The organism is Caulobacter sp. HJHS_5, assembly GCF_056683955.1.
In genome coordinates this window covers 229,784-253,653 of the sequence record NZ_JBWZNC010000006.1, presented here as the reverse complement: position 1 = coordinate 253,653, position 23,870 = coordinate 229,784, and the positions used below count along the sequence as shown (strand labels likewise).

Annotated in this window: 14 protein-coding genes; all 14 read right to left on the bottom strand. The window is 66.8% G+C overall.

Annotated features, from left to right (window positions below; all coding sequences use genetic code 11):
- Nucleotides 1-235: 235 nt before the first annotated feature.
- Nucleotides 236-1,651, bottom strand: coding sequence for a 6-bladed beta-propeller (locus ACFLIT_RS13445; RefSeq protein WP_479911758.1), 1,416 nt, complete (start codon nt 1,649-1,651; stop codon nt 236-238).
- Between the two features lie 260 nt (nt 1,652-1,911).
- The gene (locus ACFLIT_RS13440; RefSeq protein WP_479911757.1) at nt 1,912-3,078 is read right to left on the bottom strand and encodes an aldose epimerase family protein; all 1,167 of its coding nucleotides are present in this window, start codon (nt 3,076-3,078) and stop codon (nt 1,912-1,914) included.
- A gap of 79 nt (nt 3,079-3,157) precedes the next feature.
- Complete coding sequence (locus ACFLIT_RS13435; protein ID WP_479911756.1) at nt 3,158-6,058, bottom strand: TonB-dependent receptor domain-containing protein; 2,901 nt, start codon at nt 6,056-6,058, stop codon at nt 3,158-3,160.
- Between the two features lie 106 nt (nt 6,059-6,164).
- Nucleotides 6,165-7,424: an NHL repeat-containing protein gene (locus ACFLIT_RS13430; protein ID WP_479911755.1), complete on the bottom strand. Its 1,260-nt coding sequence runs from the start codon at nt 7,422-7,424 to the stop codon at nt 6,165-6,167.
- Nucleotides 7,425-7,781: 357 nt separating this feature from the next.
- Nucleotides 7,782-9,371, bottom strand: a complete 1,590-nt coding sequence (locus ACFLIT_RS13425; RefSeq protein ID WP_479911754.1) for a putative 2OG-Fe(II) oxygenase — start codon at nt 9,369-9,371, stop codon at nt 7,782-7,784.
- Between the two features lie 11 nt (nt 9,372-9,382).
- Entirely contained in the window at nt 9,383-10,576 is a 1,194-nt protein-coding gene (locus ACFLIT_RS13420) for an NHL repeat-containing protein (RefSeq protein WP_479911753.1), read from the bottom strand.
- A 58-nt stretch (nt 10,577-10,634) separates the two neighbouring features.
- The gene (locus ACFLIT_RS13415; protein WP_479911752.1) at nt 10,635-13,760 is read right to left on the bottom strand and encodes a TonB-dependent receptor domain-containing protein; all 3,126 of its coding nucleotides are present in this window, start codon (nt 13,758-13,760) and stop codon (nt 10,635-10,637) included.
- Between the two features lie 168 nt (nt 13,761-13,928).
- Complete coding sequence (locus tag ACFLIT_RS13410) at nt 13,929-14,924, bottom strand: FecR family protein (RefSeq protein WP_479911751.1); 996 nt, start codon at nt 14,922-14,924, stop codon at nt 13,929-13,931.
- Nucleotides 14,921-15,439, bottom strand: a complete 519-nt coding sequence (locus ACFLIT_RS13405) for an RNA polymerase sigma factor (protein ID WP_479911750.1) — start codon at nt 15,437-15,439, stop codon at nt 14,921-14,923. The genes ACFLIT_RS13410 and ACFLIT_RS13405 overlap by 4 nt, the downstream gene beginning before the upstream one ends.
- Before the next feature lie 257 nt (nt 15,440-15,696).
- On the bottom strand, nt 15,697-16,146 hold the full coding sequence (locus ACFLIT_RS13400; protein ID WP_479911749.1) for an N-acetyltransferase family protein: 450 nt from the start codon (nt 16,144-16,146) through the stop codon (nt 15,697-15,699).
- A gap of 6 nt (nt 16,147-16,152) precedes the next feature.
- Nucleotides 16,153-17,127 (bottom strand): LysR substrate-binding domain-containing protein, encoded by a 975-nt coding sequence (locus ACFLIT_RS13395; protein WP_479911748.1) that lies wholly within the window; start codon nt 17,125-17,127, stop codon nt 16,153-16,155.
- A gap of 250 nt (nt 17,128-17,377) precedes the next feature.
- Complete coding sequence (locus tag ACFLIT_RS13390) at nt 17,378-19,096, bottom strand: amidohydrolase (RefSeq protein ID WP_479911747.1); 1,719 nt, start codon at nt 19,094-19,096, stop codon at nt 17,378-17,380.
- 180 nt (nt 19,097-19,276) lie between these two features.
- On the bottom strand, nt 19,277-20,980 hold the full coding sequence (locus tag ACFLIT_RS13385) for an amidohydrolase (protein WP_479911746.1): 1,704 nt from the start codon (nt 20,978-20,980) through the stop codon (nt 19,277-19,279).
- Nucleotides 20,981-21,041: 61 nt separating this feature from the next.
- The gene (locus tag ACFLIT_RS13380) at nt 21,042-23,666 is read right to left on the bottom strand and encodes a TonB-dependent receptor (protein WP_479911745.1); all 2,625 of its coding nucleotides are present in this window, start codon (nt 23,664-23,666) and stop codon (nt 21,042-21,044) included.
- Nucleotides 23,667-23,870 lie beyond the last annotated feature (204 nt).

Genomic DNA, 23,870 nt, shown 5'->3' with positions numbered 1-23,870 from the left:
CGCGACATGATCCGGGGCGAGTTCAGGTTGAACGGCCTCAACAAGCCCAAGCTGATGATCGACCGCCGAGCGGTTCACATCACGCTCGAAGGCCTGACCAAGTTCAGCGGCACGTGCGATCCCCTCGACGGCGACCGCAAGTTCTGAGCGCCGTAGAGCGGGCCATTGATTGACCCGGCTTCCCGCCGAAAGCCAAGGTTGGGGTTGGGCCGCCGTGGCTGGGCGGTCCGGGCGATCACCCGCCCTTTGGGGGCGTCCAGACCGTCACGCGGGGCGAGCCGGTTGACCCGGTGTAGACCGCGCCTTTGCTGTCGAAGGCGATGTAGCCCGTTTCGCCGTTCTCGCCCTCGCCCGCCCCAGGGCCGTTGCCGAGGGCGCCGAGGACCTTGCCGTCGCGGTCGATCCTGAGCAGCTGCGAGTCGCCGCCCGACCCCATCCACAGGTCGCCGTTCTTGTCGAAGGCGACGTTGCAGGTCAGATTCCGCATCTGGATCGTTTTGATGAATTCGCCATCGGCGGTGTAGACGACGAAGCGGTATTGCTCGCGGTCGCCGATCCAGACGTCCCCGTTCCGGGGATCCACGGCGATGTCGTGAACCTGGAAGAACTTTCCGGCCCCGGTCATGTTGCCGTACCACTGGTTGATGAACTTGGCGTCCTTGTCGAGGTGGATCACCCGGGCGGCGCCGGAGACATTGGTCGGATCGCCCGATTGCGTGTCGTTGGGACTCTCGTTGGCGTGGCCTTCGCCGATATACATGTCGCCGTTGGGGGCGAAGGCGATCGAGACCGGTTGCCACAGCAGGCGCTGCCCCTTGGTCTCGTCCCAATCACCACGGTGACCCCGAACACCCAGGGTCCGCAACACCTTCCCTTGCGGGCTGACCTGCGTGATGACCGAGCTGCTGGGATCGGCGATCCATACATTGTCCTGGGCGTCGATATTCATGCCGTGGGCTTTGTTCTGATGCCCGATCACATCGTCGCCGAGCGTGAACAGCATTTTCCTGTCCGGCCCGAACTTGGTCAGCGCCGGGGCCCCGATGGGGCTCCGCTGATAGACCCACAGATTGTCCTTGGAATCGATCGCGACGGCCACCGCGCCGTTGGCGCCGGCGGGCAAGGCGTAGGGATAGGAGACGGTATAGCCCATGTTGACCGGGTCGGACCGCCACTGCACGCGGCTGTAGCCGCCCATCCCGTCTCGCAGGCCGTTGGGGTTCGTACGGTTCAGAATGCCCTGGCCATTGTTGGGGCCGCATATCACCGACCTTATGCAGGTCGGGATGGTGGATTTGTCGTTCACCGAGGGCGCCGGGGCCGCCAGCGCGACCTGGCACGCGCTGGACACCTGGGTGTAGTGCGCCATCAGGCACGAACGCTGCGTATTGGGCTGGTCCGAGCAGAGCTTCGCCGCCTCTGTCGCGCAGGCGAGGATGCGGGCTTCCGCCTGCGGGGGCCGCGGCGTCGCGGGGGCGGGCGGCTGGTAGATGAACCAGGCCGGTTGGCCATCCTTGGCCGGACCGCTCTGAGGCGGACTGGCGGCCATGGCGACGAAGCCGGTGACCGCGAGCAGCGACGCCGCGACGCAACCCGGAACAAGCCGGCCGCCGCCGCGGAGGATGGAACGCTGGAGTTCGGTTCGAGACATATCCTGCCCTTTGTCACGTGTTATCGACTTGGTTCACCGCCCTGAAGGCGGCCGGAAAACTCAGACGCCGCCCGACAGCCATGCGGCATGCATCTCGCCGCCGCGCGGCGGGAAAAGTGTCCTCCGGCTGGGGGGCCGGAGGACAAGTTCTCCCACGCTTCGCGGGTGGGAGTCGGCCACGGCGGGGAGCCCACCTCAGTGAGGGGAAGGTCGCTGAAGGGCTCGGGCGCCGCCTACCGACGGCTATGAGGCGCCAAGCCTCAGTTCGCGCCTCCTCGATCGATGAAGAAGGCGTATTCGGTCGTCGTCCTGTAGGTCTGCCCCGGCCGCAGGGTGGTGGACGGAAAGCCCGGCTGGTTGGGACTGTCTGGCAGATGCTCCGTCTCAAGGCAGACGGCGTCGCTCTGCCGGAGCATCCGGCCATCCCCGCCAATGGTCGTCCCATCCAGGTTGTTGGCCGTGTAGACCCGCAGCGTCGTCTCGTTGGTGCGCACGTCCATGCGACGTCCGCTCTTCGGATCGCTGAGGCGGGCGGCGAGCGTCAGGCCGGAGGCTTTCGGCGTGAGGATGAAGTTGGTGTCGAGTCCCTTGGCCAACTGAAGCTGGGGGTGGACCGCGTAGATGCTGTCGCCAAGCCGGCGTTCGTTGCGAAAGTCGAACGGCGTGTCGGCGACGGACGCCAGCTCACCGGTCGGAATCTGGCGGCTGTCCTGCGGCGCGAAGCGGTCAGCGAAGATCTGCAGGCGATGATCGTAGACCGGCCCGGAACCCGCGCCCGCCAGGTTGAAATAGGCGTGGTTGGTCAGGTTGACGACGGTCGGCTTGTCGGTGGTCGCCGAGTATTCCAACCTGAGGACGTTGTCGTCGGTCAGGGTGTAGGTCATCCGGACATTGAGGGCGCCGGGATAGCCGTTCTCTCCATCGGGGCTGAGGTAATCCAGCGTGACGCCGGCCTCGCCGCCGCGCTGAAATGTGGCGACCGTCCAAAGCTTGCTGCCGAAGCCGCCGGGCCCGCCGTGGATCACCAGATTGGTTCTCGGGTTGAGCCCATCGAGGGCGTAGCGCACGCCGTCGAGGGTGAAGGCGCCCTTGTCGATGCGGTCGGCGTAACGCCCCACCACGGTGTTGAAGCCGCTCGCCTTTTCCCACGCCTCGAAGTTGGCCTGCCGCAGGATCACGTTATCCGGCTTGCCGGCGCGATCGGGAACGGTGAGCTCCACAATGGCCCCGCCCCGCGCGGAGACCCGCACGACCATGCCCCCCGCGTTGCGCAGCGTGACCAGTTGCACCGCCCGGCCGTCCTTGGCGACGCCGAAAACCTCGGAGCCGGCGGTCGCCGCCCACGCCGTCTGGGTGGCCAGGCCCGCGCCGGCGCAAACCAGCGCCGCGAGGGCCAGGAGCGGCGACGATCGATCCGTGTTGCTCATCCATTGTCCCTCTTCAAACCTGGCCGCCGTGAGCCGCGCCGCCGGTCCGAGGTCCGGCGGCGCGGCGCGGCCTCGCGGCCTAGAAGGCCCCTCTCACCCCCAGCGTGATCACCCGTCCGATCGGGTTGCCGGTGAACTGGTCGAAGCCGTTGGCCGAGTTGAAGAACGGCGGATCCTTGTCGAACAGGTTGGTGGCGTCGATGAACACCTGCGACTTCTTCAGGAAGTTGGAGAAGTTGTAGGCGACATGCAGGTCGACCGTGGCGATGCCCTTCACCTTGTCGCCGCCGCCGGTGGGGTTGCCGTTGGCGTCGCGGGTCAGGGGCTTCACGGTGTTGGCCGAGAAGTTGTGGAAGCTGCCGACGTAGTTGACGAAGGCGTTCACCTCCACGCCGCCGTACTCCCAGCCCAAGTTGACCCGTCCTTGCGTCTTGATCGACGGGAAGGTGGAGTTGAAGCCGCTGCTGTTCAGGATGCTGAACTTGGCGGTGCTGCCGACCTGCTGATCGAACTTGCGGAGGTAGGTGACCGAGTTCCCGACCGTGAACCGGCCAAAGTCGGTGTCGCGGCTGTACTGCGTGTCCAGATCGATGCCCGACACATAGAGGCTGAGCACGTTCTTCGATCGGTTGTCGTACACATAGAACACCTGCTCAGGCAGGGTGCCGTTCTGGGGGAAGCCGCCGGTCGCGGCGGCGATCTGGGCCTGGGTGGCGCCGCCGGGGAACAGCGTGAACAGCGAGTTCAGCTCCTTCGCGCCCACCGCCAGCGAGGGGATCGGCGCCGTGATGCCGCCCTGGATCTCGTTGTTCCAGTTGGTGATGCTGAGCCGGAGGCCGGGCAGGAAATCGGGATTGTAGTCCGCCCCGATCGACCAGGTCTTGCCTCGTTGCGGCGTCAGGCTCTCGCCGCCGCCGCCCGTCAGGTTGATGCCGGGGATGGCCGCGGTGCCGATGGTGCAGGTCGTGGCGGGCGGGGCGCAGCCGGGAAACTGGGCGGCGGCCGGAAACTGCGAGATCGGCAGCACGATGTTGGCCGAGGTCGTGCCGGAGAAGCCGGATTCCCCCGTCAGGCCGAAGGCGTTGATCCCGCGATTGGTCGGCTGCGGGGCCACGAACGACTTGGCCCAGTTGGCCCGCAGCTTAAGGCCCGAAAACACCTCCCAGTTGGCGGCGACCTTCGGGTTCTTGGTCGTCCCGACGTCGCTGTATTTGTCGACGCGACCGGAGATATTGAAGGTCAGCGAGCGGACGGCGGGGATTTCCATCTCCGGCCCGACCACCGGCACCAGCAGTTCGGCGAAGGCCGACTGAACCTTGCGCTCGCCGTAGTCGAAGGCGCGGCGAGTCGAGCCGGTCGAGGACGGCCCAATGTTCAGCGAGGCGACATGCAGCGTCTTCTGACCATAGATCACGCCCTCGATCCCGGAGGCGATTTTCACCTCGCCGGCCGGCAGGGAGAAGATATCGCCGGAAATCTGCAGGCTGGCCTGCCGGATCGTCTGGCGAGCGCTGATGTTGCTCTCCGAGTCCGTCAGCTGGCTGAGCAGGGCGGCCGAGGTGCGGTTGTTGGCCTTCAGATTGTAAGGATCGAGCGCATTGTCCGCGGTCAGCCCCTGGGTGACAATCAAGCCGCTCGACGGCACCGACGGCGTCGTCGGATTGCCGGCCTGGTTGGTCGTGCCGTTCAGGGCCAGGGTGGCGCAACTGCCGCAGAGGCCGCCGACCGACTCGTTGAACGAGTTGTCCCATCCGGCGAGGCCGTTGAAGGTCAGCCGCCAGTTGTCGGACTCGCCGAGGCGATATTCGGCTTTTCCGTGAACATAGAAGTCTTCCGCGCCGGCGTCGGTGTAGGCGCCTGGGCCGAGCAGGTCATCGGCGTTGAAACGGACCGTCTGCGAGGTGGCGGTGCTGCCGGGGATCGGCGTGAAGAACGGGTTGATCTGCGAGCCGCGGCCGCTGTTCGGGCCGTAGATCACGGCGGTGACCGCGCCGCGCGAGTTGCGGGTCCGGTTGCGACGGTTCGAATAGACCGCATCGACGTCGATGTTCAGCTTGTCGCCGATCTCCTGACTGAACTTGATCATGCCGTTATGGCGGATCTCGCGGGGCAGCAGATCGCTGAGGCCGGTGAAATCGCACGGCGCGTTGGCCTGGGCGTTGCCGACGAAGTTCGTCGACGAATAGGGGAACAGATAGATGCTGCTGCTGCCCGTCGGCTGAACGCTGGCTGGGGCGCAAGCGAAACTCGCCTGGTTCGTACCGCCCTGAGCGCGGTGGTCTCGCCGGGTGAAGTCGCGGTCGCCGGCGCTGAGGTTGCTCCGGTTGGAATAGGTGTAGGCCATGTACACCGACCCGGTGTCCCAGCTCGTGCCGGCCAGGATGTTGGCGTTCCGGGTCTTGTAGCCGTCGGCGAAACCATACTGCGCCGAAGCCTCGACGCCGTCGAAGCGCCTGCGGGTGATGAAGTTGATGACGCCGGCGACGGCGTCGGAGCCGTAGACCGACGAAGCGCCGTCAGCGAGCACCTCGACCCGCTCGATGGCGTTGGTCGGCACCATGTTGGGATCGCCCAGGGCGTGGGTGGTGCCCGTCAGCGGAATGCGATGGCCGTCGACCAGGATCAGGGTCGTGGTCGAGGCGCTGCCGCCGAGCGCGTGAATGGTCGGGGCGTTGGTGCCCGAGGCGTCGTTCGACTGGAACGCCCCCTGCCCGGCCGAGCCGAGGCCCGTGACGGCCGGCACCGACTTCAGGATCTGCTGCACCGACTGGGCCGGCGTCGACTGGATCGCGGCCTGGCCGACGCTGACAAGGTTCGAGCCGACCGGAGGCGCGCCGCGGATGCTCGAGCCGGTGACCACCACCTCCTCGACGGCGGCGGGCGGCGCGGTCTGCGCCATGGCGGCGGGTCCGGCGAGCCATGCCGCGGCCAGGGCCAATGACGATACGCCTAACTTCAGGCTGCTAGTTTTTAAGGTCATAATTACCTCCCTCAAGCTTGTTTTATCTATGATTTTGGACGCAGCTCTCCCGTAGGGCCTCGCGAGGTGCGAGGCCCTTTGCAGGCGGGCGGCTTGTTTTAGGAAATCAGCGCGGCGGGGTGATCTTGGTCACTCGGCCGATGCCGGTGTCCCCGACATAGGCCACGCCGTTACGGTCGAAGCCGAGATAGCCGGCCTCGATGAACTTGCCGGAGTCGATGCCCTGTCCGGCGCCGGCGGCGGCGATCACCTTGCCGTCGCGGGTGATCTTGATCAGCTGGCCGTCCATGCCGGTCGAGATCCACGGGTCGCCGTTCTTGTCGAAGGCGATGGCGCAGACCAGATTGCGCATCTGCAGGGTGCGCAGGAACTTGCCGTCGCCCGAGTAGATGACGATGCGGTACTGCTCGCGGTCGCCGATCCACACGTCGCCGGTCTTGGGATCCACCGCCGTCCCGTGGGTCTGCTCGAACTTGCCCTGCCCCAGGTCGTTGCCGAACCACTGGTTCACGAACTTGCCGTCCTTGTCGAAGTGCAGAATCCGGGCGGCGCCGATGTTGTTCTCGGGATCGTCTGAATCGACGTCGTTGGGGCTTTCGTTGCCGTGGCCCTCGGCGATGTAGATGTCGCCCTGCGGCCCGAAGCCGATGGAGACGGGCTGCCACAGCAGGCGCTGTCCCTTGGCCTCGTCCCAGTCGCCCCGCTTGCCGCGGGTCCCGAAGGTCTTCAGCAGCTTGCCGTCCGGGCTGATCTGCAACACCACCGCGCCGGTGGCGTCGCTAATCCAGATGTTGTCCTGGGCGTCGGTCGCGATGGCGTGCGCCTTCTCGATGTAGCCGGTCACCTCGGGCGAAACGCTGATCAGCAGCTTGCCGTCGGGCGCGAACTTGAAGAGCTGCGAACTGCCGCGCGGCGCGCGCTGCGAGGCCCAGACATTGCCCTTGCTGTCCACCGCGACCCCGGGGACCCCGCCGGGCCCCGGCGGCAGCTGGAACGGATAGCTGAAGGTGTAGCCGGGGGTCTGATCCCAGGTCAGGTGCATGACACTGGTGCGGTCGAGCGCGCCGACGCGACCGCAGATCGGCGACTTGATGCAGCCGGGGAAACGGCCGGCCGGCAGCGCGCTCGCGGGCCTGGGCGGGGGCGGCGGCGCATTGGCCGCCGGCGGCGTGATCGTCACCACCCCGCCCGCGCCCACTGTCATGCGCCCCGGTGGGTTGGAATAGCTCTTGGTCATGCGCCAGGCGGGCTCGCCGCCGGTGGCGGGGCCCTGCGTCGGGGGAACCGTGGCGGCCATTGTAGCCCCCGTCAGGGCCGCGCCGGCGGTCACGACCACGCCGAACATCCACAGCGCGCCGCGCCCCATCAAGGCGCGCTTTCCTAGTTTTCCTGAGTGACGCGCAGCCGCGTTGCTTTGCGCCGACAGAACGTCAGCGGACTTGGTCGCTTCCATAAGCTCCTCCCATGCCGTCAGATCATCGTCTGTCTGGCCGGCTTATTGATAATGACTGTGCGGTGGATTTTTGCCGATTACAACAACGACAATATCACTAACGCCAAATCTCTTTCATCCAATGAGATGACTAACGAACACTTAGGGGCAACACTCAAGTAACGCCTGAATACTATCGCGCGCACAACAAGGACCCCCGCGCGATTTGCAGCGCGAGATCTTCATAGATCGCAGCTTCAGCTCCACGTCACCTCAAGAGGCCGCCTCGAATTAAAGCTTCATATTGCGCGCCCCCGCTAAGATCGCGCTCGGCGCGATGTCGAAAGCGATGGTCATCCTCGACTGATCGGCGACGAACGGGGTCGTGCCGTGCCAGAGGTATGACGGAAACAGGATCAGCCGGCCGGGGCGCGGCCGAACCAGGCGGCGCGGCGCGAACCGCGCGTCGAACTCGGCCGAAGGTTCGCCGAAGGTCAGCCAACCCTGGCGCCCCGCCTCGTCGCCGCAGACATCCGGAACGGCCACGTAATAGACCGCGCTGATCCAGCCTTCGGGATGGATGTGATTGACGTGGCGCCCCTGCCCCACCAGCAGCGACGACCAGGACGACACATAGGCGAAGCCATCGGACCGGCGCTCACGCAGCGGCGCGGGCGTGCGTGCGTCGAAGCCGAGAATATAGCGGGCAATGGCCTCGTCGATCACCGGCCGCAGGCGGTCGGCCAGCGCATGCCCCTGATCGAACACCCCGCCGTAGAGCCGCGTGCCGCCCCGCAGCGTCTGGGTGAAATGCTCGCGCACATCGCCGTGCAAGCCGGCGAGGTAGCCTGCGAGCTCGTGGTTGAACGTCGCCATGTCGGCGAAGCCGGCCGGGGGATTCAGGTCGAACACGCCGACGACGGCGTCCGGGTCGGCCAGCGCCATCTCCCGTGCATCGCCGAGAGCGCGGTAACAGAGCGTCAGCAGGGCCAGCGCTTCCTGGCTATCCGGCCGCGATCGCGAGGCCGCCTGCGCCATGGCGAGCGCCCGATCCGCCTCCCCGGTGCGCAGCAGGAAACCCGCGCCGTCGATCTGAACCGCCGCGTCGTTCGGAGCGATGGCCAGCGCGTGTTCGTAGGCGCGTCGGGCCTCTTCGCCCCGCGCCAAGGCCTCCAGGGCCTGAGCCCGGCCCAACAATGCGTCGAGATCTCGGGGCGCGCGGAGCAAGGCCTTGCCGAAATCGTCGAAGGCGCGGGCGGCGTCGCCGCGCTTGAGCAGCAGCCGCCCCTTGGCGACGAGCGGTTGGGGCGCGCCGGTCAGTCCCGCCGCCTCATCGTAAGAGGCCAGAAACTCCGCGTCCTGGCCCTGGCGATAGAGCAGTTCGTTGAGCTGAAGGTGCGCCGCCATGTCGAGCGGGGCGGCCGCCACCGCCGAGCGCAGGGCGGCCCTGGCTTCCTCGAACCGGCCCTCCCGCTGCAGGGCGACAGCGCGCGTCTTGTCGGCTTCGGCGCGCGCTTCGGCCCCCGCCTCGGCCAGCATCTCCAGCAAAAGCTCGTCGCCCGGCGCGAATGCCAAGGCCGCCCGGCACGCCTCCGCCGCCTCGCTCGGCCACCCGTTGAAACGCAGGGCCCGCGCCAGGGGAACCGCGATTTCCGGCCGCCCGGGATCGAGCGTCCACGCCTGCCGCAGAGAGGCCTCCGCCTCGACCGGCCGTTCGCATTCCAGCAGCGCCACACCCATCAGAGTCAGCGCGACCGGATGATCCGGCGTCGCCCGCAGGAGCGGAAGCAGGCAAGCCACAGCCGCCTGCGCCACCCCGGCGTTCAGATGCCCCACCGCTTCGGCGAGCGGGTCGACCCTGACGGATGATGTGGCGAACATCCCGCGGCCCGTCAGTTCAGCTGCAGTTTCTTGATGTCGTTGTTGACGGTGTCGCCGACGTACATGGTGCGGCCGTCGGCCGACATGGTCATGTAGTGGGCCTCGCCGAACTCGTAGGATCCGTAGCCGGACTTGCCGACATAGCCGAGCACCTTGCCGTCCCAGTCGAGGCGCAGGACCATGCCGTCCATGCCGGTGGTCATCCACAGCTGGTTCTTGGCGTCGATGTAGAGGCCGCAGATCAGCTGCTTCATCGGGATGTCGCGCAGCGACTTGCCGTTCGAATCGAAGACCCGAAGATTTTTGGACTCGCGGTCGCCCGCGTAGACCTCGCCCTTGGCGTTGACCACCAGGGTGTGGATCAGGGCCGGCGTCCCGTCCGCGTGCTTCAGACTCCAGGTGGTGATGAACTTGCCGTTGCGATCGAAGCGGACTATGCGCGGGTCCGGCCCGCCGTGGCCGGTGGAGACGAAGACGTCGCCGTTGGGGCCGAAGGCGATGTCGGTGGGCTGGTTGAACAGCCGGTCACCCTTGGCCTCGTCCCAGGTCCCGGCCTTGCCGGAGGTGCCCAGGCGCAGCAGCACGTCGCCGTTGACGTTGATCTTGGTGACCGTGTTGCACTGCTGGTCGGTCATCCAGATGTTGTCGTCGCGGTCGATGCGCATGCCGTGCGGGCGCGATTGCAGGTTGGGATCGAGGTTGCGCAGCAGCTTGCCGTCGGCGCTGTAGACCAGCACCTGGTACATCGGCAGACGCTGGTTCACGACGAGGCGACCGTCCTTCAGGAGGCCGACGCCGTTGACGTTGGCGAAGCCGGCCGTGCCCTGCGGCGGCTGCGGGGCGGGCACGAACCTGTAGGGCAGCACCGGCGCATCGGGGATGGTGACGCCGCGCACGTCGAGGCCGGCGGCGCCCAGGGTGCTGTCGGCGCGCGCCGGGATCGCCTGGGCGAAGGCCGGCAAGGGCGCTGCGGGGCCGGGCGGCGGCGCGCCCCTGCCGTAAGGAACCGCCGGCGGGCCGGGCGGTTGAGCCTCGCCATAGGTGGTCAGTTGATCGCAGGCCGGGCCCGCGCCGCTGTCGGTGCCGCGGGGGTTGGGCAGGTTCAGCGGTCGCAGCGGACGCGGCGCGGCGGCCTGGGCGGAGACGACAACGGGCGCGGCCGCGGTGCTGAGGGCGGCGATCAGGCCGAAGACGGCTTTCTTCACTGGAGGCTCCTTGGATCGAAATCGGATCGGCGATGCGTCGCCGGCAGGTTGGCGGCGATCAGTAGGCAAGACGCACCCCCATGCGGACGACACGGCCGAGCAGGTCGCCGCGCCCGAAGGTGGCGCTGAAAGGATTGCCCACGCTGTAGAAGGCGGGGATCACCAGGGGATCGGTGTCGAACACGTTGTCGACGGCCGCATAGGTCTGGACGTTGGCGGTCCAGCGATAGGAGCCGCGCAGGTCGATGAAGGTCTTGGCCGGGACGGTGTTGTCGTCGACGTCGACGCCGGAGATCCAGGCGTTGTTGAGCTTGAACGCGCCGGTGTAGCGCGCCTGGCCGGACACCGACCACGGCCCGCTGGCATAGGTGGCCGAGAGCGTGCCGGCGAATTTCGGCGCGCCGCTGCAATTGTCGTTCGTCCCGACCTCACCGGCGCTGTCGCAGCGCACGCCAAGCGTCGTCGAAACGTTTTCGGTGTTGAAGTTGCCGACGGCCCGCCAGGCCATGGCGCCGCCGAACAGCGGCGCCTGGTAGTCGATCTGCACATCGACCCCTTCCACCTGCTGGAACTCGGAATTGATCGGCATGGTGCGGACTGTGCTCAGCGCCCCGCCCGGCCCGTCGAAATCCAGTTGATCGCAGTAGACCTGGATCCCGGCCTGGCATTGCAGAACGACATTGGTGGCGCCGGGCGTCGAGATCGCCCGCTTCACCATGATCGAGTACCAGTCCACCGAGAAGCTGAGCCCCTTGATGCGCCGCGGGGAGACCACGACGCCGGCGGTCACCGTGCGGGCGATCTCCGGCACGAGATCGGGGTTGCCGCCCCGGTCGGTGAAGGCCGTCACCGGCTGGCCGGTCTTCGGGTCAATGAGGGCGACGGTGTTGATCTGGTGGCTGGCGAACAGCTCCGAGAGGTTCGGCGCGCGGATGTCGGTCGATAGCGTGGCCCGCAGCCGCAGGTCCTCGTTGACCTGGCTGTTGGCGCCCAGCTTCCATGTCTTGACGAGGCCGCTGGTCGAATAGTCGGTCAGGCGCCCGGCGGCGTTCACATTCAGCGTCTTGACGAAGCGGTCTTTCAACAACGGCAGATCGACTTCGAAGAAGCCTTCCTCGACGTGATACCGGCCGGCGAAGTTCGAGAAGTTGGCCGAGTACCACTGGGCGGCGTTGGCGCGCGGGTCCGCGACGATCGAGCCCGACTCCCTGCGATGTTCGATGCCGAAGGCGATCGGCGCCGGCCCGGCCGGCAGCGACCAGGGCAGCTGCCCGTTCATCGAGGCGGCGATGACATCCTGGTTGAGACGGATATCCTCGCGGTCGATGTCGCCATAGGAGTTGATGTAGGCGATGGCCTCCGGCGAGGCGACGCCCTCGCCGAACGGATTGATCGGCTTGCAGCCGTTACCTGGGCTGGTCAGGCTCGAGCGGCAGACGATCGATCCCAGCGCCAGGCCCGACGCGCCCCGATTGGCCTCGGTCACCGTCACCGCGTCCTGGGCGGCCCTCAGATTTGGATTGAGGGTGTTGTTGATCACCCGCAGCCCGACTTTCACCGTGGAGCGCTGGGCGTAGGCGTTCCAGGTCCAATTGTCGCTCAGCTTGCCTTCCAGGGTGAACACCCCGCGCATCAGCGACCGATGGTTGTCGTTCACCGGGATGCCGAGCGACTTCGAGGTCGCGGCCGGCGACAGGTTACGAAGATCGACATTGTTCGTGTTGAGCGTGCCCATCACGAAGCTGGCGATGCCGTTCTGCTGCATCAGCGCGCGCACGCCGGCGGGAATGTAGGGGTTGTCGGCGGAAATGGTCAGGTTGCCGAAGTTCGCCGCCGACTGGGCCGAGTTCTGGGCGAACGACCGGCCGTAGTTCAGTTGCAGCGAGGCCTGCAGCCGCTCGGTCAGACCGTAGCGTGCGTAGCCGAACAAGGTCTCGGAACGATACGGCACCGCGATCAGGTTGAACGGGTTCTCGTTGGTGTAGAAATTCCCCGAGCCGCCGTATGACAGGACGCCCGCGATGGTCCCGAAGTCGTAGTTCGAGACCGTCGCCCGTGGGCCGGTGAACTGAAGGCCCCGCAGAATGTTGGCGCTGCCCGGCGTGGTTCCAGCCGGGTTGGAGACGATCAACCCGCCCGGCGTCGCCTGCGACAGGCCCGCATTGCTGACGTGGACAAACCTCGCCTCGCCGCCGCCGGCGACGTAGCGCGGATTGGGCACGAGATAGACGCCGCCCCGATGCCAATCGACCTGGCTCAGATAAACGGCGTCCGGGGCCTCCGTATAGGAGCCGCTGAGGATGATGTGGCCGCGGTCGCCCTGAAACCGCCGCCCCCAGGAAAGCTCCGCCTTGGTGGTGGCGTACTGCGACGCATCGTTGTCCGAGGTCTCGACATGGGCCTTCAGGCCGGTGAAGCCTCGATTGATCACCAGGTTCACGACCCCGGCCACGGCGTCGGATCCCCAGGCGGCCGAGGCGCCGCCCGTCACCACATCGACGCGCCGCACCAGGCTTGAGGGGATGGTGTTCAGATCCACGCCGCCGGTGATGTTCGAGTTGACCACCCGCTGCCCGTCGAACAGCACCAGGGTGCGCTGCAGGCCGAGCCCACGCAGCGCCAGGGTGCTTTGCCCGGCCGGCGCGCCGGAGATGACGCCGGCCCCCGCGCCGGTCTGCGGCGCGCCGCCGCCGACGTAGGGAATCTGGCGAATGGCGTCGCCGATGTCGGGTTTGGCTTCCCGGTCGATCAGGTCCGGACCGAGCGTCAACACCGGCGTCGGCTGCTGATAGCCGTTGGATATCCGGGTCGCCGAGACCACCACTTCATCGACAACCACCGCGATGGGGATGGCGTCGAGGATCGCCCTAATGTCGTCCCTGGGCGGCGCGGCCGGCAGGACGGCGAGGCGAAGCTGCGCACGCGCCAGTTTCGCCGGCAGGCGATTGACGACGGTGAAGCCCCCCGCGGCCTCCACGAAGGTCAGGGGCGCATCGCCCAGCACCTTGGCGAGGGCGACATCCGGCTCATAGGCGCCGACGACGCCGGGCGAGACCGTCGCGCCGATGCCGGACGACGCGAACACAATGGGCGCGCCGCTCTGCACCCCGAAGGCCCGCAGCGCGGAGGGCATGGGTTGCGGCGGAATGTTGAACAGGATTTCGGCGGCGGCGCCCCGTCCCACGCAGAGCGTGGAGAGTGCAACTCCGCAGAGCGGAGATACAATCCGGGCGTTAGGCAAAATCGCTTCCTCCCCAGACCGGATCTGACGCCGATCCTTATCGCCGGCTCTAAGACCGATCTGACTGGTAAGAGTGAATCGACGGTCGATCCCTCAGTGTCGACGCGAAAATTATTTCGGCGCGCGCAAGTGAAGCTCGTGCTTCCCAGCCCGCTCGACCGCCGCCAGCCGCAAGGTCTGAACCGACGCCAGGAAAAGCGTGTTGTCGCCGGCCTTCAACACGGCGCTCAGCCGTCGGCGTCCGACCTCCGGATCGCTGATGACGATTTTCTCGGGTCCATAGCGGTTCAGCTCCGCGACGATCTCCGACAGGGGGCGCTCGTCGAAGATCAGGTCGCCCCTGATCCAGCTGGTTTCAGCCTGGGAGTCCGTCTTTTTCAAAGACCACCTCGCCCCTTCATCGACAAATTCGTATCCCGCCGACATCTCCAGCGGCGCCTTCGGCTTGTGCGGGCCGGACGGCTCAATCCGCACCCGGCCCTCGACCAACACGATCTTCATCCCGGCCCGGCTGCGGCGCACATCGAAGGCGGTGCCGACCGCCGTGACCGAGCCCCGGTCCGTCTGCACGATGAAGGGGCGGCTGGGGTCCTTGGCGACCTCGAAGAACGCCCTGCCTCGCACCAGTTCGAGCCGCCGCTCGGCGACCATCCGCGGCCAGACCTTGAGGGCGGAGTCGGTGTCGAGAATGACCTTCGATCCGTCCGCCAGCTCCACCGACGACGTTTGCCCCACCGGCGTGGTGTAGACGATGGGATTGGACCGCTCGATGCTTTCCACCCAGCGCATGGCGCCGACGCCAAGCGCGGCGACCACCAGCACGGCCGCGACCGGGCGCAGCCGCGTCAACAGGGGTTTACGGCGCGCCAGGCGCCTGGCCCTTTCCCGTAAGGCCATGATCGAAGGATCACGGCGCGCCGCCTCGATCTCTTCCCACATCGCCGCGAGGTCCTCGAACGCCTCGCGATTGGCCGGATCTCGCCGAAGCCAGGCCTCGACATCGTCCAGTTCGCCAGGACTCATCGCGCCCGAGCGCCAGCGGGCGAACCATGCGACGGCCTCGGCCTGCGGGCCGCCTTCCTCGGGGATTTCGTGGGCGACCGTCATCGAACGCCCCCCAGGTCGGCCGCCAGCCGCTTGAGCGCGATCATGATATGTTTTTCAACCGCGCTCACGGACATGCCCAAGGCCGCGCCGATGGCGGGGTAGGTCATTTCCTCAAAGCGGTGCAGCAGGAAGACCTCCTGGGTGCGCGGAGGCAGGTTTTTCATCACGCGCACCGCCTGGGCCAGCCGTTCCTTGCCCAGCAGCACGCGCTCGGGCGAGATTTCCTCGGGCGGCAGGACTGCGTCATCATCGTCTTCAAGGGCGGTGTGCGTGCGACGCGGCTTCTCCTGCTGCGCCTTGCGCACCAAGGTGCTCATGGCCACCGCGAACAGATAGCCCTCGACATTGCCGATCGGCGCATCGGCCTGCCGCGTCTGCATGTTCAGGAATACGTCCTGCACCAGGTCTTCGACATCGGCGGGATGGGCGCGCTTGCGGAAATATCGGACCAACACGGGACGATACCGAGACAGATCGGGCGATATCGCTGCCTGCTGTGGCCTTGGCCGCGTCATGGTTCGATATTTGTATCCACGCGGATCACCCGCACTGCTGGCGCACACTGCCCCGGTTGGTAAGAGCGGTCTTCAACAATACCCCTCAGCCTCTCCAGCGGAATTTTGTTCACGTCGCGCGGAGCCGCGGATATTGCGACGGATATTGCGACCAGGGGGTCATCGCGGCCAAGCGATCAACCACGGGATGCGACGAGGTAGACTCGCCGCGCAATTCGCATCGCGCCGGGCGCGCCAGCGTCTCCGCGAGAGCCGTCTCAGGTCAGCTTGATGTCGTAGACCCGCCATGGGGTCGGCGTCGCCACGCGGTCATACAGGCTGCGCGCCCGGTAGTTGTTCTCAGCCGTCAGCCAGCGGATGATCGACCATCCGCGAACCCGGCCAATCTCGGCGACCGCCGAGATCAGAGCCTCGCCGACCTTCGCGCCCCGAACCGCCTCGGATACGAAAAGATCATCGAGGAATCCGGCCGTGGTCGCCGACAGCGGACGGGCGAAGGCGCGGAAATGAGCCAGGCCGATCATCTCGCCGCCCGCCTCGGCCACCAAGGCCTCTACCGGATGGGCCGCGTCGCCGATCCACGACCAGACCCGCTCGCGCATGAGCTCGTCCTGCTCCGTCTTGTAGAAGGCGGCGTAGGCCGCATAGAGCCGCCCCCAGGGTTCGCGGTCGTTCGCCGTCGCCGCGCGTACGATCACTTCATCCATGTTCGGTCAGGCCGCGGCCTTCTGGTCTTGCGCCGCCATCCCCTGCAGCCAGCGCCGGAAGCGCACGACCGCCGGGGCATCCCAGCGGTCCCTGCGGGCGAACAACATGTAGGCGCCGAGCACCACCGGTTCGCCGACGTTGACGGCGACCAAACGACCGGTCTTGAGGTCGTCGCCCAGCAGGAAGGGGTTGGCCAGCGCCACCCCCTCCCCGCGCCGAGCCGCGTCGAGCGTGAGGTGGGCGTGCCAAAGCCGTGGGCCATTGATGCGCGGAGTGGTCTGCACCCCATTGGCGCTGAACCAACCGCGCCATTCCTCATAGGAATCCTCGTGGAGGATCGGCGCGGCCAGGAGGTCGGCGGGCTCGAGAACCGTTTTCTTCAGTTGGGTCAACAAGGCCGGGCTGCACACCGGAAAGACTAGCGGCCTGGCGATCTCGACATGGCGCACGCCGGGCGTGGTCTCGCCGATCCGCGCCGAGATCACATAGCGCAAGTCCGCGTCGGCCTCGTGACGGCTGAAATCCGGCGCCACGTCGGTCGGGTGGAATTCGAAATCCAGGTCCTGGTGGGCGCCCCGAAAGCCGCCGAGCCGGCTCATCAGCCATTGCGAGGCGAGGCCTGGCACGCACCAGATATTCAACCGGTCATTGCCGCTGGCATGGGTAAGCTCGGCGGTCGCGCTGGCGATATCGGCCATCGCCTGGGTTATGCGCCGGTGATACTGCAGGCCTTCGTCGGTGAGCCGTCCGCCCCCGCTGGCGCGCTCGATCAGGCGCACGCCCGACCAATCCTCGAGCGCCCGCAGGTGGCGGCTGACGACGGCGTGGTCCAGGCCCAGCGACTGCGCGCCGCGCCGCACACCGCCCAGCCGCCCGACCGCCTCGAAGGCGCGCAGCGCGGCGAACGGCGGGATCGCCTTGCGGTTGGACAGATTGACGGCCGGCGGAGCGTCGTCATTCACACGCGCGAGGGTCAGCATCCGTCGCTCCTCCGAACACGATCCACACTGCGACCAGCCATAACCGCCCCCGCTCAAACACACCTCAAAAAAATCTACATTCCGCCAAGGACTTGAACAACAAGCTCACGCTGTGGGCGATGATCTGAACGTACATCGCCCATTTTTTCGTCGGCGTTGCGAGCCGCGCGCGCAGCGAAAAAAAAGGCCCGCGCGAGGCGGGCCTGAGAGTCGCGCGGAGGGGGAGGCCTCCGCCTTCGGGGAAGCGGGATCAGGGCTTGGCGCGGTCGTAGACCACCTTGCCGCCGATGATGGTGAAGTCGACCTTGGTCGACAGGATCTGGTCGCTGGGGATGGTCAGGAGGTCGCGGTCGAGCACGATCATGTCGGCGAACTTGCCGACCTCCAGCGTGCCTTTCTTCGCTTCGTCCCAGGAAAGGTAAGGACCATTGGCGGTGTAGAAGCGGATCGCCTCGGGCATGGTCACCGCCTCTTCGGGACCGGCCACCTCGCCGTTCCAGCCCTTGCGGGTGACCGCCGCGTAGAGGCCGTACATGGGGCCGATGGGCAGGTTGTCGGAGCCGAAGGCCATGAAGATCCCGAACTTCTTCACCGGCGTGGTGATCGAGTTGTTGTGGGCGTAACGCCAAGGATCCATCGTCTCCTTGTATCGACCGGCCAGGTTGTAGGTGAAGTTCGGTTGCTGGGCGATCATCATCCTGTGGTCGGCCATCAGCTTCATGGTCGCGTCCGGCGGCATGATCGTGAAGTGGTCCATGAACCAGCGATGGTCGTCGCCCTTGGCCACCTTGATCTTGTCGAGTGAGGCCGCGTAGGCGGCCGCCTGCTGCTGGATGGCGGCATCGCCGATGGCGTGCAGGCCCATCTGCCAGCCGAGCCCGGCGGCGGTGTCGACCATCTCCTGCAGTTCCGCGTCGGTATAGCGGCCCTTGCCGCGGAAGCCGGGCTGGCCGTTGTAGTCGGCCAGGGTCCAGGCGGTGGGGCCCGTGAAGCCGCCGTCGATGGCGTTCTCGCCGATCGGGCCGATCTTCAGGCGGTCGTCGCCGTAGCCGGTGGCGTGGGGATAGGCCTTCAGTCGCTCGGCGCCCGGATAGCTGATGTACATGGTCATGCGCGGGATATCGGTCCCGATCTCGTCGTAGACCTCGCGCATGCGCCTGTAGGTGTTGTTCGACCCCGGCTTGGCCACGCCTCCCTGGCCGACCGGCTCGTCGTCGATCGAGCCCGAAGCTTCGAACACCGAGGTGATGCCCATCGGCAGCAGGCTCTTCATGGTCGCCATGAAACCCGGCTTCAGTTCGGCCCAGGTCGATTCCGGCACGTGGCTCTGCACGATGTCGCTGCGCTCGCGGACGATGCCGTTCGGTTCGCCCTTGGCGTCCTTCTCGATCAGGCCGCTCTTCGGGTCCGGCGTGTCGCGGGTGATGCCGGCGATCTTGAGGGCCATCGAGTTGCTGGCGCTGGAGTGGCCGCCGGCGCGGGTGATGCTGACGGGGTTGTTCGGCGCCGCGTCGTCGAGGTCTTCCTTGTGCGGCTCGCGCTTCTCGGTGAGCTCGGCCTCGTCCCAGTTTCGCCCGGTGATCCATTCGCCCGGGCCGAGTTCCTTGGCCTTGGCGGCGATCATCGCCTTCAGCTCCGCCATCGACTTGACGTTGTCGAGGTCGACCGCCCGGTTGGGCAGGCCGCGCAGGTGAACGTGGGTGTCGGTGAAGCCGGGCATCAGCACCCGGCCCTTCAGGTCGATCTTGTTGGGCGCGCTGTAGGCGGTGGCGATCTCGTCGCCGCCGACGGCGATGATCTTGCCGTCCTTCACCGCCACGGCCCTGGCGACGCTGAACGCCTTGTCCACCGTCAGCACCTTGCCGTTGTAGAGCACCATGTCCGCCGGTTTGGCCTGGGCCAGGGCCACGCCGGCCGCCGCCGTCCAAAGGATGGCGGCCGCGCCGCCCAGCATCACGATCCGCTTCATGAAAGAATTCCCTCTCCGATGCCGCGAGCTTGTGAGCGGGAAACGCGGCGGGGGAGACGCCAAACAGGCCATCGGTGGTGCTCTGGCGTCACCACGCCGGCCTGCGATCGCAGAAAGGGCGCCGCGCGGATCGCGCGGCGCCCTCCGGCCGTCGGCTGGGTTTTAGCGGGGGGAGTCGCCTTAGGGAGCCGAGCGGTCGTAGACGAGCTTGCCGTTCAGGTAGGTCTGGTCGACCTTCATGGTCAGCAGCTTTTCCGGAGGAATGAGCAGGGGGTCGCTGTCCAGCACGATCATGTCGGCGAACTTGCCCGGCTCGATGGAGCCCTTGGTCTTTTCCTCGAACGAAAGCCAGGCGCCCATGTAGGTGTAGCCGCGGATCGCCTGGTCGATGGTGATCGCCTCGTCGGCGTAGCCGTGGGCCACGCCCGAGGGGCCCTTGCGGGTCACGGCGGTGTAAAGGCCGACGCGCGGGTCGATGGGCAGGTTGTCGGAACCGAGCGCGATCGGGATCCCGAACTTGTTGCCCGGCGTGCCGATGGAGTTGGTGTGGTCCTCACGCCATTGGTCCATGGTCTCGTGGTACCGGCCCTCGAGGTTGTAGGTGAAGTTGGGCTGCTGGGCGATGGCCATGCCCATGTCGTGCATGGTCTGCATCGTCTCGTCCGGCGGCATGATCGTGAAGTGGTCGAGGAACCAGCGGTGATCCGTCCTCGGCGTCGCCTTCAACGAGGCGGCGTAGGCGTTGACGGTCTGCACGATGGCCGCGTCGCCGATGGCGTGAAGCGCCATCTGCCAGCCGTTCTTGTTGGAGCTGTCGACGATCTCCTGCAGCTCGGCGTCGGTGAAGCGGCCCTTGCCCCGGAAGCCCGGCAGGCCCTTGTAGTCGGCCAGGGTCCAGGCGGTCGGGCCCGTGAAGCCGCCGTCGACCGGGGTCTCCCCGATGCCGCCGAGGCGCACCCACTCGTCGCCGTATCCCGTATGGCGGCCGAACTCCTCCAGCCGCTTGGCCCCGGGCCAGTTGGTGTACATGGTCACCCGCGGCAGCGTGTAGCCGCTGTCCTTGGCCATCTCCTGGAAGCGGCGGAAGGTCAGTCCCGAATCCTTCTCGGCGACGCCGCCCTTCCCGACGGGTTCATCGTTGATGGTGCCGCTGGCCGAGTGGAAGCTGGTGATGCCGAGCGACAGGTAGCGCTTCATCTCCTTCATGTAGGTCGGCTTCAGATCCTCCCAGGTGTCCTTGGGGACAAGCACCCGATAGAGATCGCTGCGCTCCCGGATGACGCCGTTCGGCTCGCCGTCCGCGCCCTTCTCGATCAGGCCGCCCTTGGGATCGGGCGTCTTCGCGGTGATCTTGGCGAGCTTCAGCGCCAGGGTGTTGCCGACGCTGGAGTGTCCGCCGGCCCGGGTCAGCACCACCGGGTTCTTCGGCGCGGCGGCGTCGAGGTCGGCCTTGTTGAGATTTCGCTTCTCGGTCAGCAGCGCCTCGTCCCACCCGTAGCCGGTGATCCATTGGCCCGGCCCGAGCTCGGCCGCCTTCTTGCGGATCATGTCCTGGATCTCGACGATGGAGGCGGCCTTGGCCGGTTCGATCTCCCGCTTCGACAGCGGATAGGTGTGAAGGTGGCTGTCGTTGAAGCCCGGCATCAGCACCTTGCCCTTCAGGTCGACCATCTTGGGCGCGGTGTAGGCCTTGGCGATCTCGGGGCCGCCGACGGCGACGATCTTGCCGTCCTTGACCGCCACCGCCGACCGGATGGTGGAGGCGGCGTCGGCGGTGATGACCTTGCCGTTGAAGAAAACGAGGTCGGCCGGCTCGGCGGCGAGGCCCAGGGCGGGCAGGCTGAGGGCGAAGGCGGCGGCGAACAGGCCGGACATCGGCTTCATGAGACTGTGGTCCTTCGGAAAAGGTCACGCGGCGGGCCTCCGGGACCCGCCGCTCAGGGTGTCAGTAACGATAGGAGAGCGTCATCCCGACCGTGCGCGGACGGAAGCTGTAGCTGGTCCAGTAGGGTTGGTTGATCGACCGTCCCAGGCCCAGGTACGGGGCTTCGTTGGTCAGGTTGTTGACGAACAGCGACAGGTCGGCGTCGCCCATCTTGGCCCCGATGCGGGCGTTGATCTGCTGGGTGGAGACCCGCACCGGCAGGTAGGCGTCGTAGCTGACCGACTTCGGGTCGGTGGCGCCGGTCTTCGGGCCCTCGTCCTGCCAGGTGTAGTCGCCGCGGATGTAGGTATCGACGCCCAGCACCGGCATGACGAAGTCGTACTGGCCCGACAGGGTGACGGTCCACGGCGGCTGATTGCCGTTGATGGCGCTGCCGGCGCTGAACAGCCGCCGCCCGCCGAGCACGGTGTCCTCGTTGAAGGTGGCGTCGGTGTAGCCGACCGCCGCGTTGAGCACGAGGCCGTCGATCGGCGCCAGGGTGGCCTGGATGTCGAACCCCTTGGAAGTCGCGTCGCCCAGGTTGTCGAAGAAGCTCTGGGCGCAGGTCGACAGGCTGACCGACGTCTGAATCTCCTTCCAGTCGATGTAGTAGATGCTGGAGTCGAGGGCGAGGCGGCCGTCGAAGAACTTGTTCTTGGCGCCCACCTCATAGCTCCACACCGAGTCCGAGCCGTAGATTTCCGGCGATTGCGGACGCCCGTCGGACCCGAAGTAGCCGAGCGAGACCAGCTGGTCGTTGCAGGTCGAGGGCTGGCGCTGCTGGGCGCCGCCGGGGCGGAAGCCCTTGGCGGCCGTGGCGTAGTAGAGGTTGTTGCTGTCGGCCTGGAACGACAGGCCGATCTTCGGTGTGAAGGCGTTTTCCGAGCCCGAGGCGCCCTGGGTCACGAAGGCCGGCGCGAACGGGCCTTCGCCGGGCTTGTACTGACCAATCGTCACCGGAATGCAGGCCGGCGCGCCCGGGGAGCCGGTGCCCGGCACGCAGGCGTAGCCGCGCGGCGTGTTCAGGTTCGAGTTCGGGCCGTTGTAGTCCGGTTGCAGCGAAACGCTGTTTTCCGAGTAGCGCATGCCGAGGGTCAGCTTCAGGCGGTCGGTCAGTTGGTAATTGAGCTCGCCAAACAGGGCCGCCTGTTCCTCCTTGGTGTAGATGTGCGCGAAATAGGTGGTGACCCCGTTCAGCAGGCCCATGCCGTAGTAGTTCTGGTAGGCGCTGTAGCCGGGGCCGAAGGGCGCGCCGTCGTTCACGGCCGGCAGCGGCGCCGGGAAACCCGGCACGGTGGCGTTGGCGATGCTCGAGACCAGCGACACATAGTTGACCTTGGAGTTCTGGATCGCGTTCTGGCGCTGGTTGAAATAGAACAGGCCGCCCACATAGCTCAGCTTGCCGTCGAACAGGTTGCCCGCCAGGCGGACTTCCTGGGTGACGCCTTGCTGCCGGTTTTCGGCCGGCGAGGTCGCGAAATCGCCGGCGACCGGCACCTGACGCCGCGCGTAGGTGGTCTCGTAGAGCTGCGTGTAGTCCGGGTTGATCTGGTTGTGGCGGTAGAAGTAGGCGGTGCTGGAGGTCAGCTGCGCCCAGCCGAGATCCCAGTCCACCTTGACGGTCGGCAGGATCATCTCGTCGTTCGAAAATTCGTTCAGCTTCGCGCCTGGAATATTGATGTGGGCGGAGTCGACGATGGGGATATTGGCCGGCGCGACGAACTTGCCGCTGGCGAAATCCGAGGCGGCGGGGACGAGGTCGTAGACGTTGTCGTTGACGTGAACGTACTGGTACGACAGCGACGGCGTGACCTTCAGATTGTCGGTGAGCTGGGCGGCCAGGGCGACGCGGAAAGCCTTGGTGTCGCTCCAGTTGGTGTTTTCGTCATAGGTCCCGGTCGGCTTGAACAGCAGCGAGCCGATGCCCGAACGGCCGGTCGAGTCCAGCACCTGGAACTGGCCGATCACCTTGTCGATCCAGCCGCCGTCGTGGCGGAAGTAGGCGCTGGCCCGGAAGCCCAGCTTGTCCTCGATGATCGGCCCGCCCACGGCGAGACCGGCTTCGTAGTTGAAGTCGGAGTCCTGGGTATAGGAGCCTTCGGTGCGGATGTAGGCCGAGTAGCTGGTCAGGCTCGGCTCGGGCTGGATGAAGCGCATGGTGCCGCCCTGCGAGCCGGCGCCGAACAGCGTGCCTTGCGGACCGCGCAGCACTTCCACGCGCTCGAGGTCGAACACCACCGGATAGAAGTTGGTCGAGCTGGTGCCGACGCGACGGACCTGGATCGGGGTGTCGTCGATATAGATGCCGGTCGTGGCCGAGCCGGCGTTGGACGACACGCCGCGGATCGAGACGTTCGAACCCAGGCGGCCGGGCGTCAGGGTGATGCCCGGAGTCAGGCGAACGACGTCATTGACGTTGCGCACGCCCTGCACGTCCATCTTCTCCTGGGTGTAGGCGGTGGCCGAGATGGCGACCTTGGAAAGCACCTGAGCCTGACGGGTCGCGGTGACCACGATCTCTTCGATCGCCGGCGCCTCCGCGGCGGGAGCGACCGTTTGGGCGGCGGCGGCGCCGGCCAGCAGGCTGGACGCCAGGGCGGTGGTGATCAAAAGGCGCTGTCGCGCCCCGCGGGCGGAAAAGGTCATGAATCCCTCCGGAGAGTGAGGCTGTGGGGAGTGTCCGGAAGGCCGCCGCATCGGTGTCCGATGTCTCGTTGAAGCCGCCCTGACTTGGCCTGAAGCTTGGTTTGCAACAGTTCTGTGCGGGAGATGCCAAGCGCGACCGGGGTGGTGACCGGCGCGCACCACCGGCATCGTTACGAGACGCGAACGGCCGCCCCGGCGGGCGGC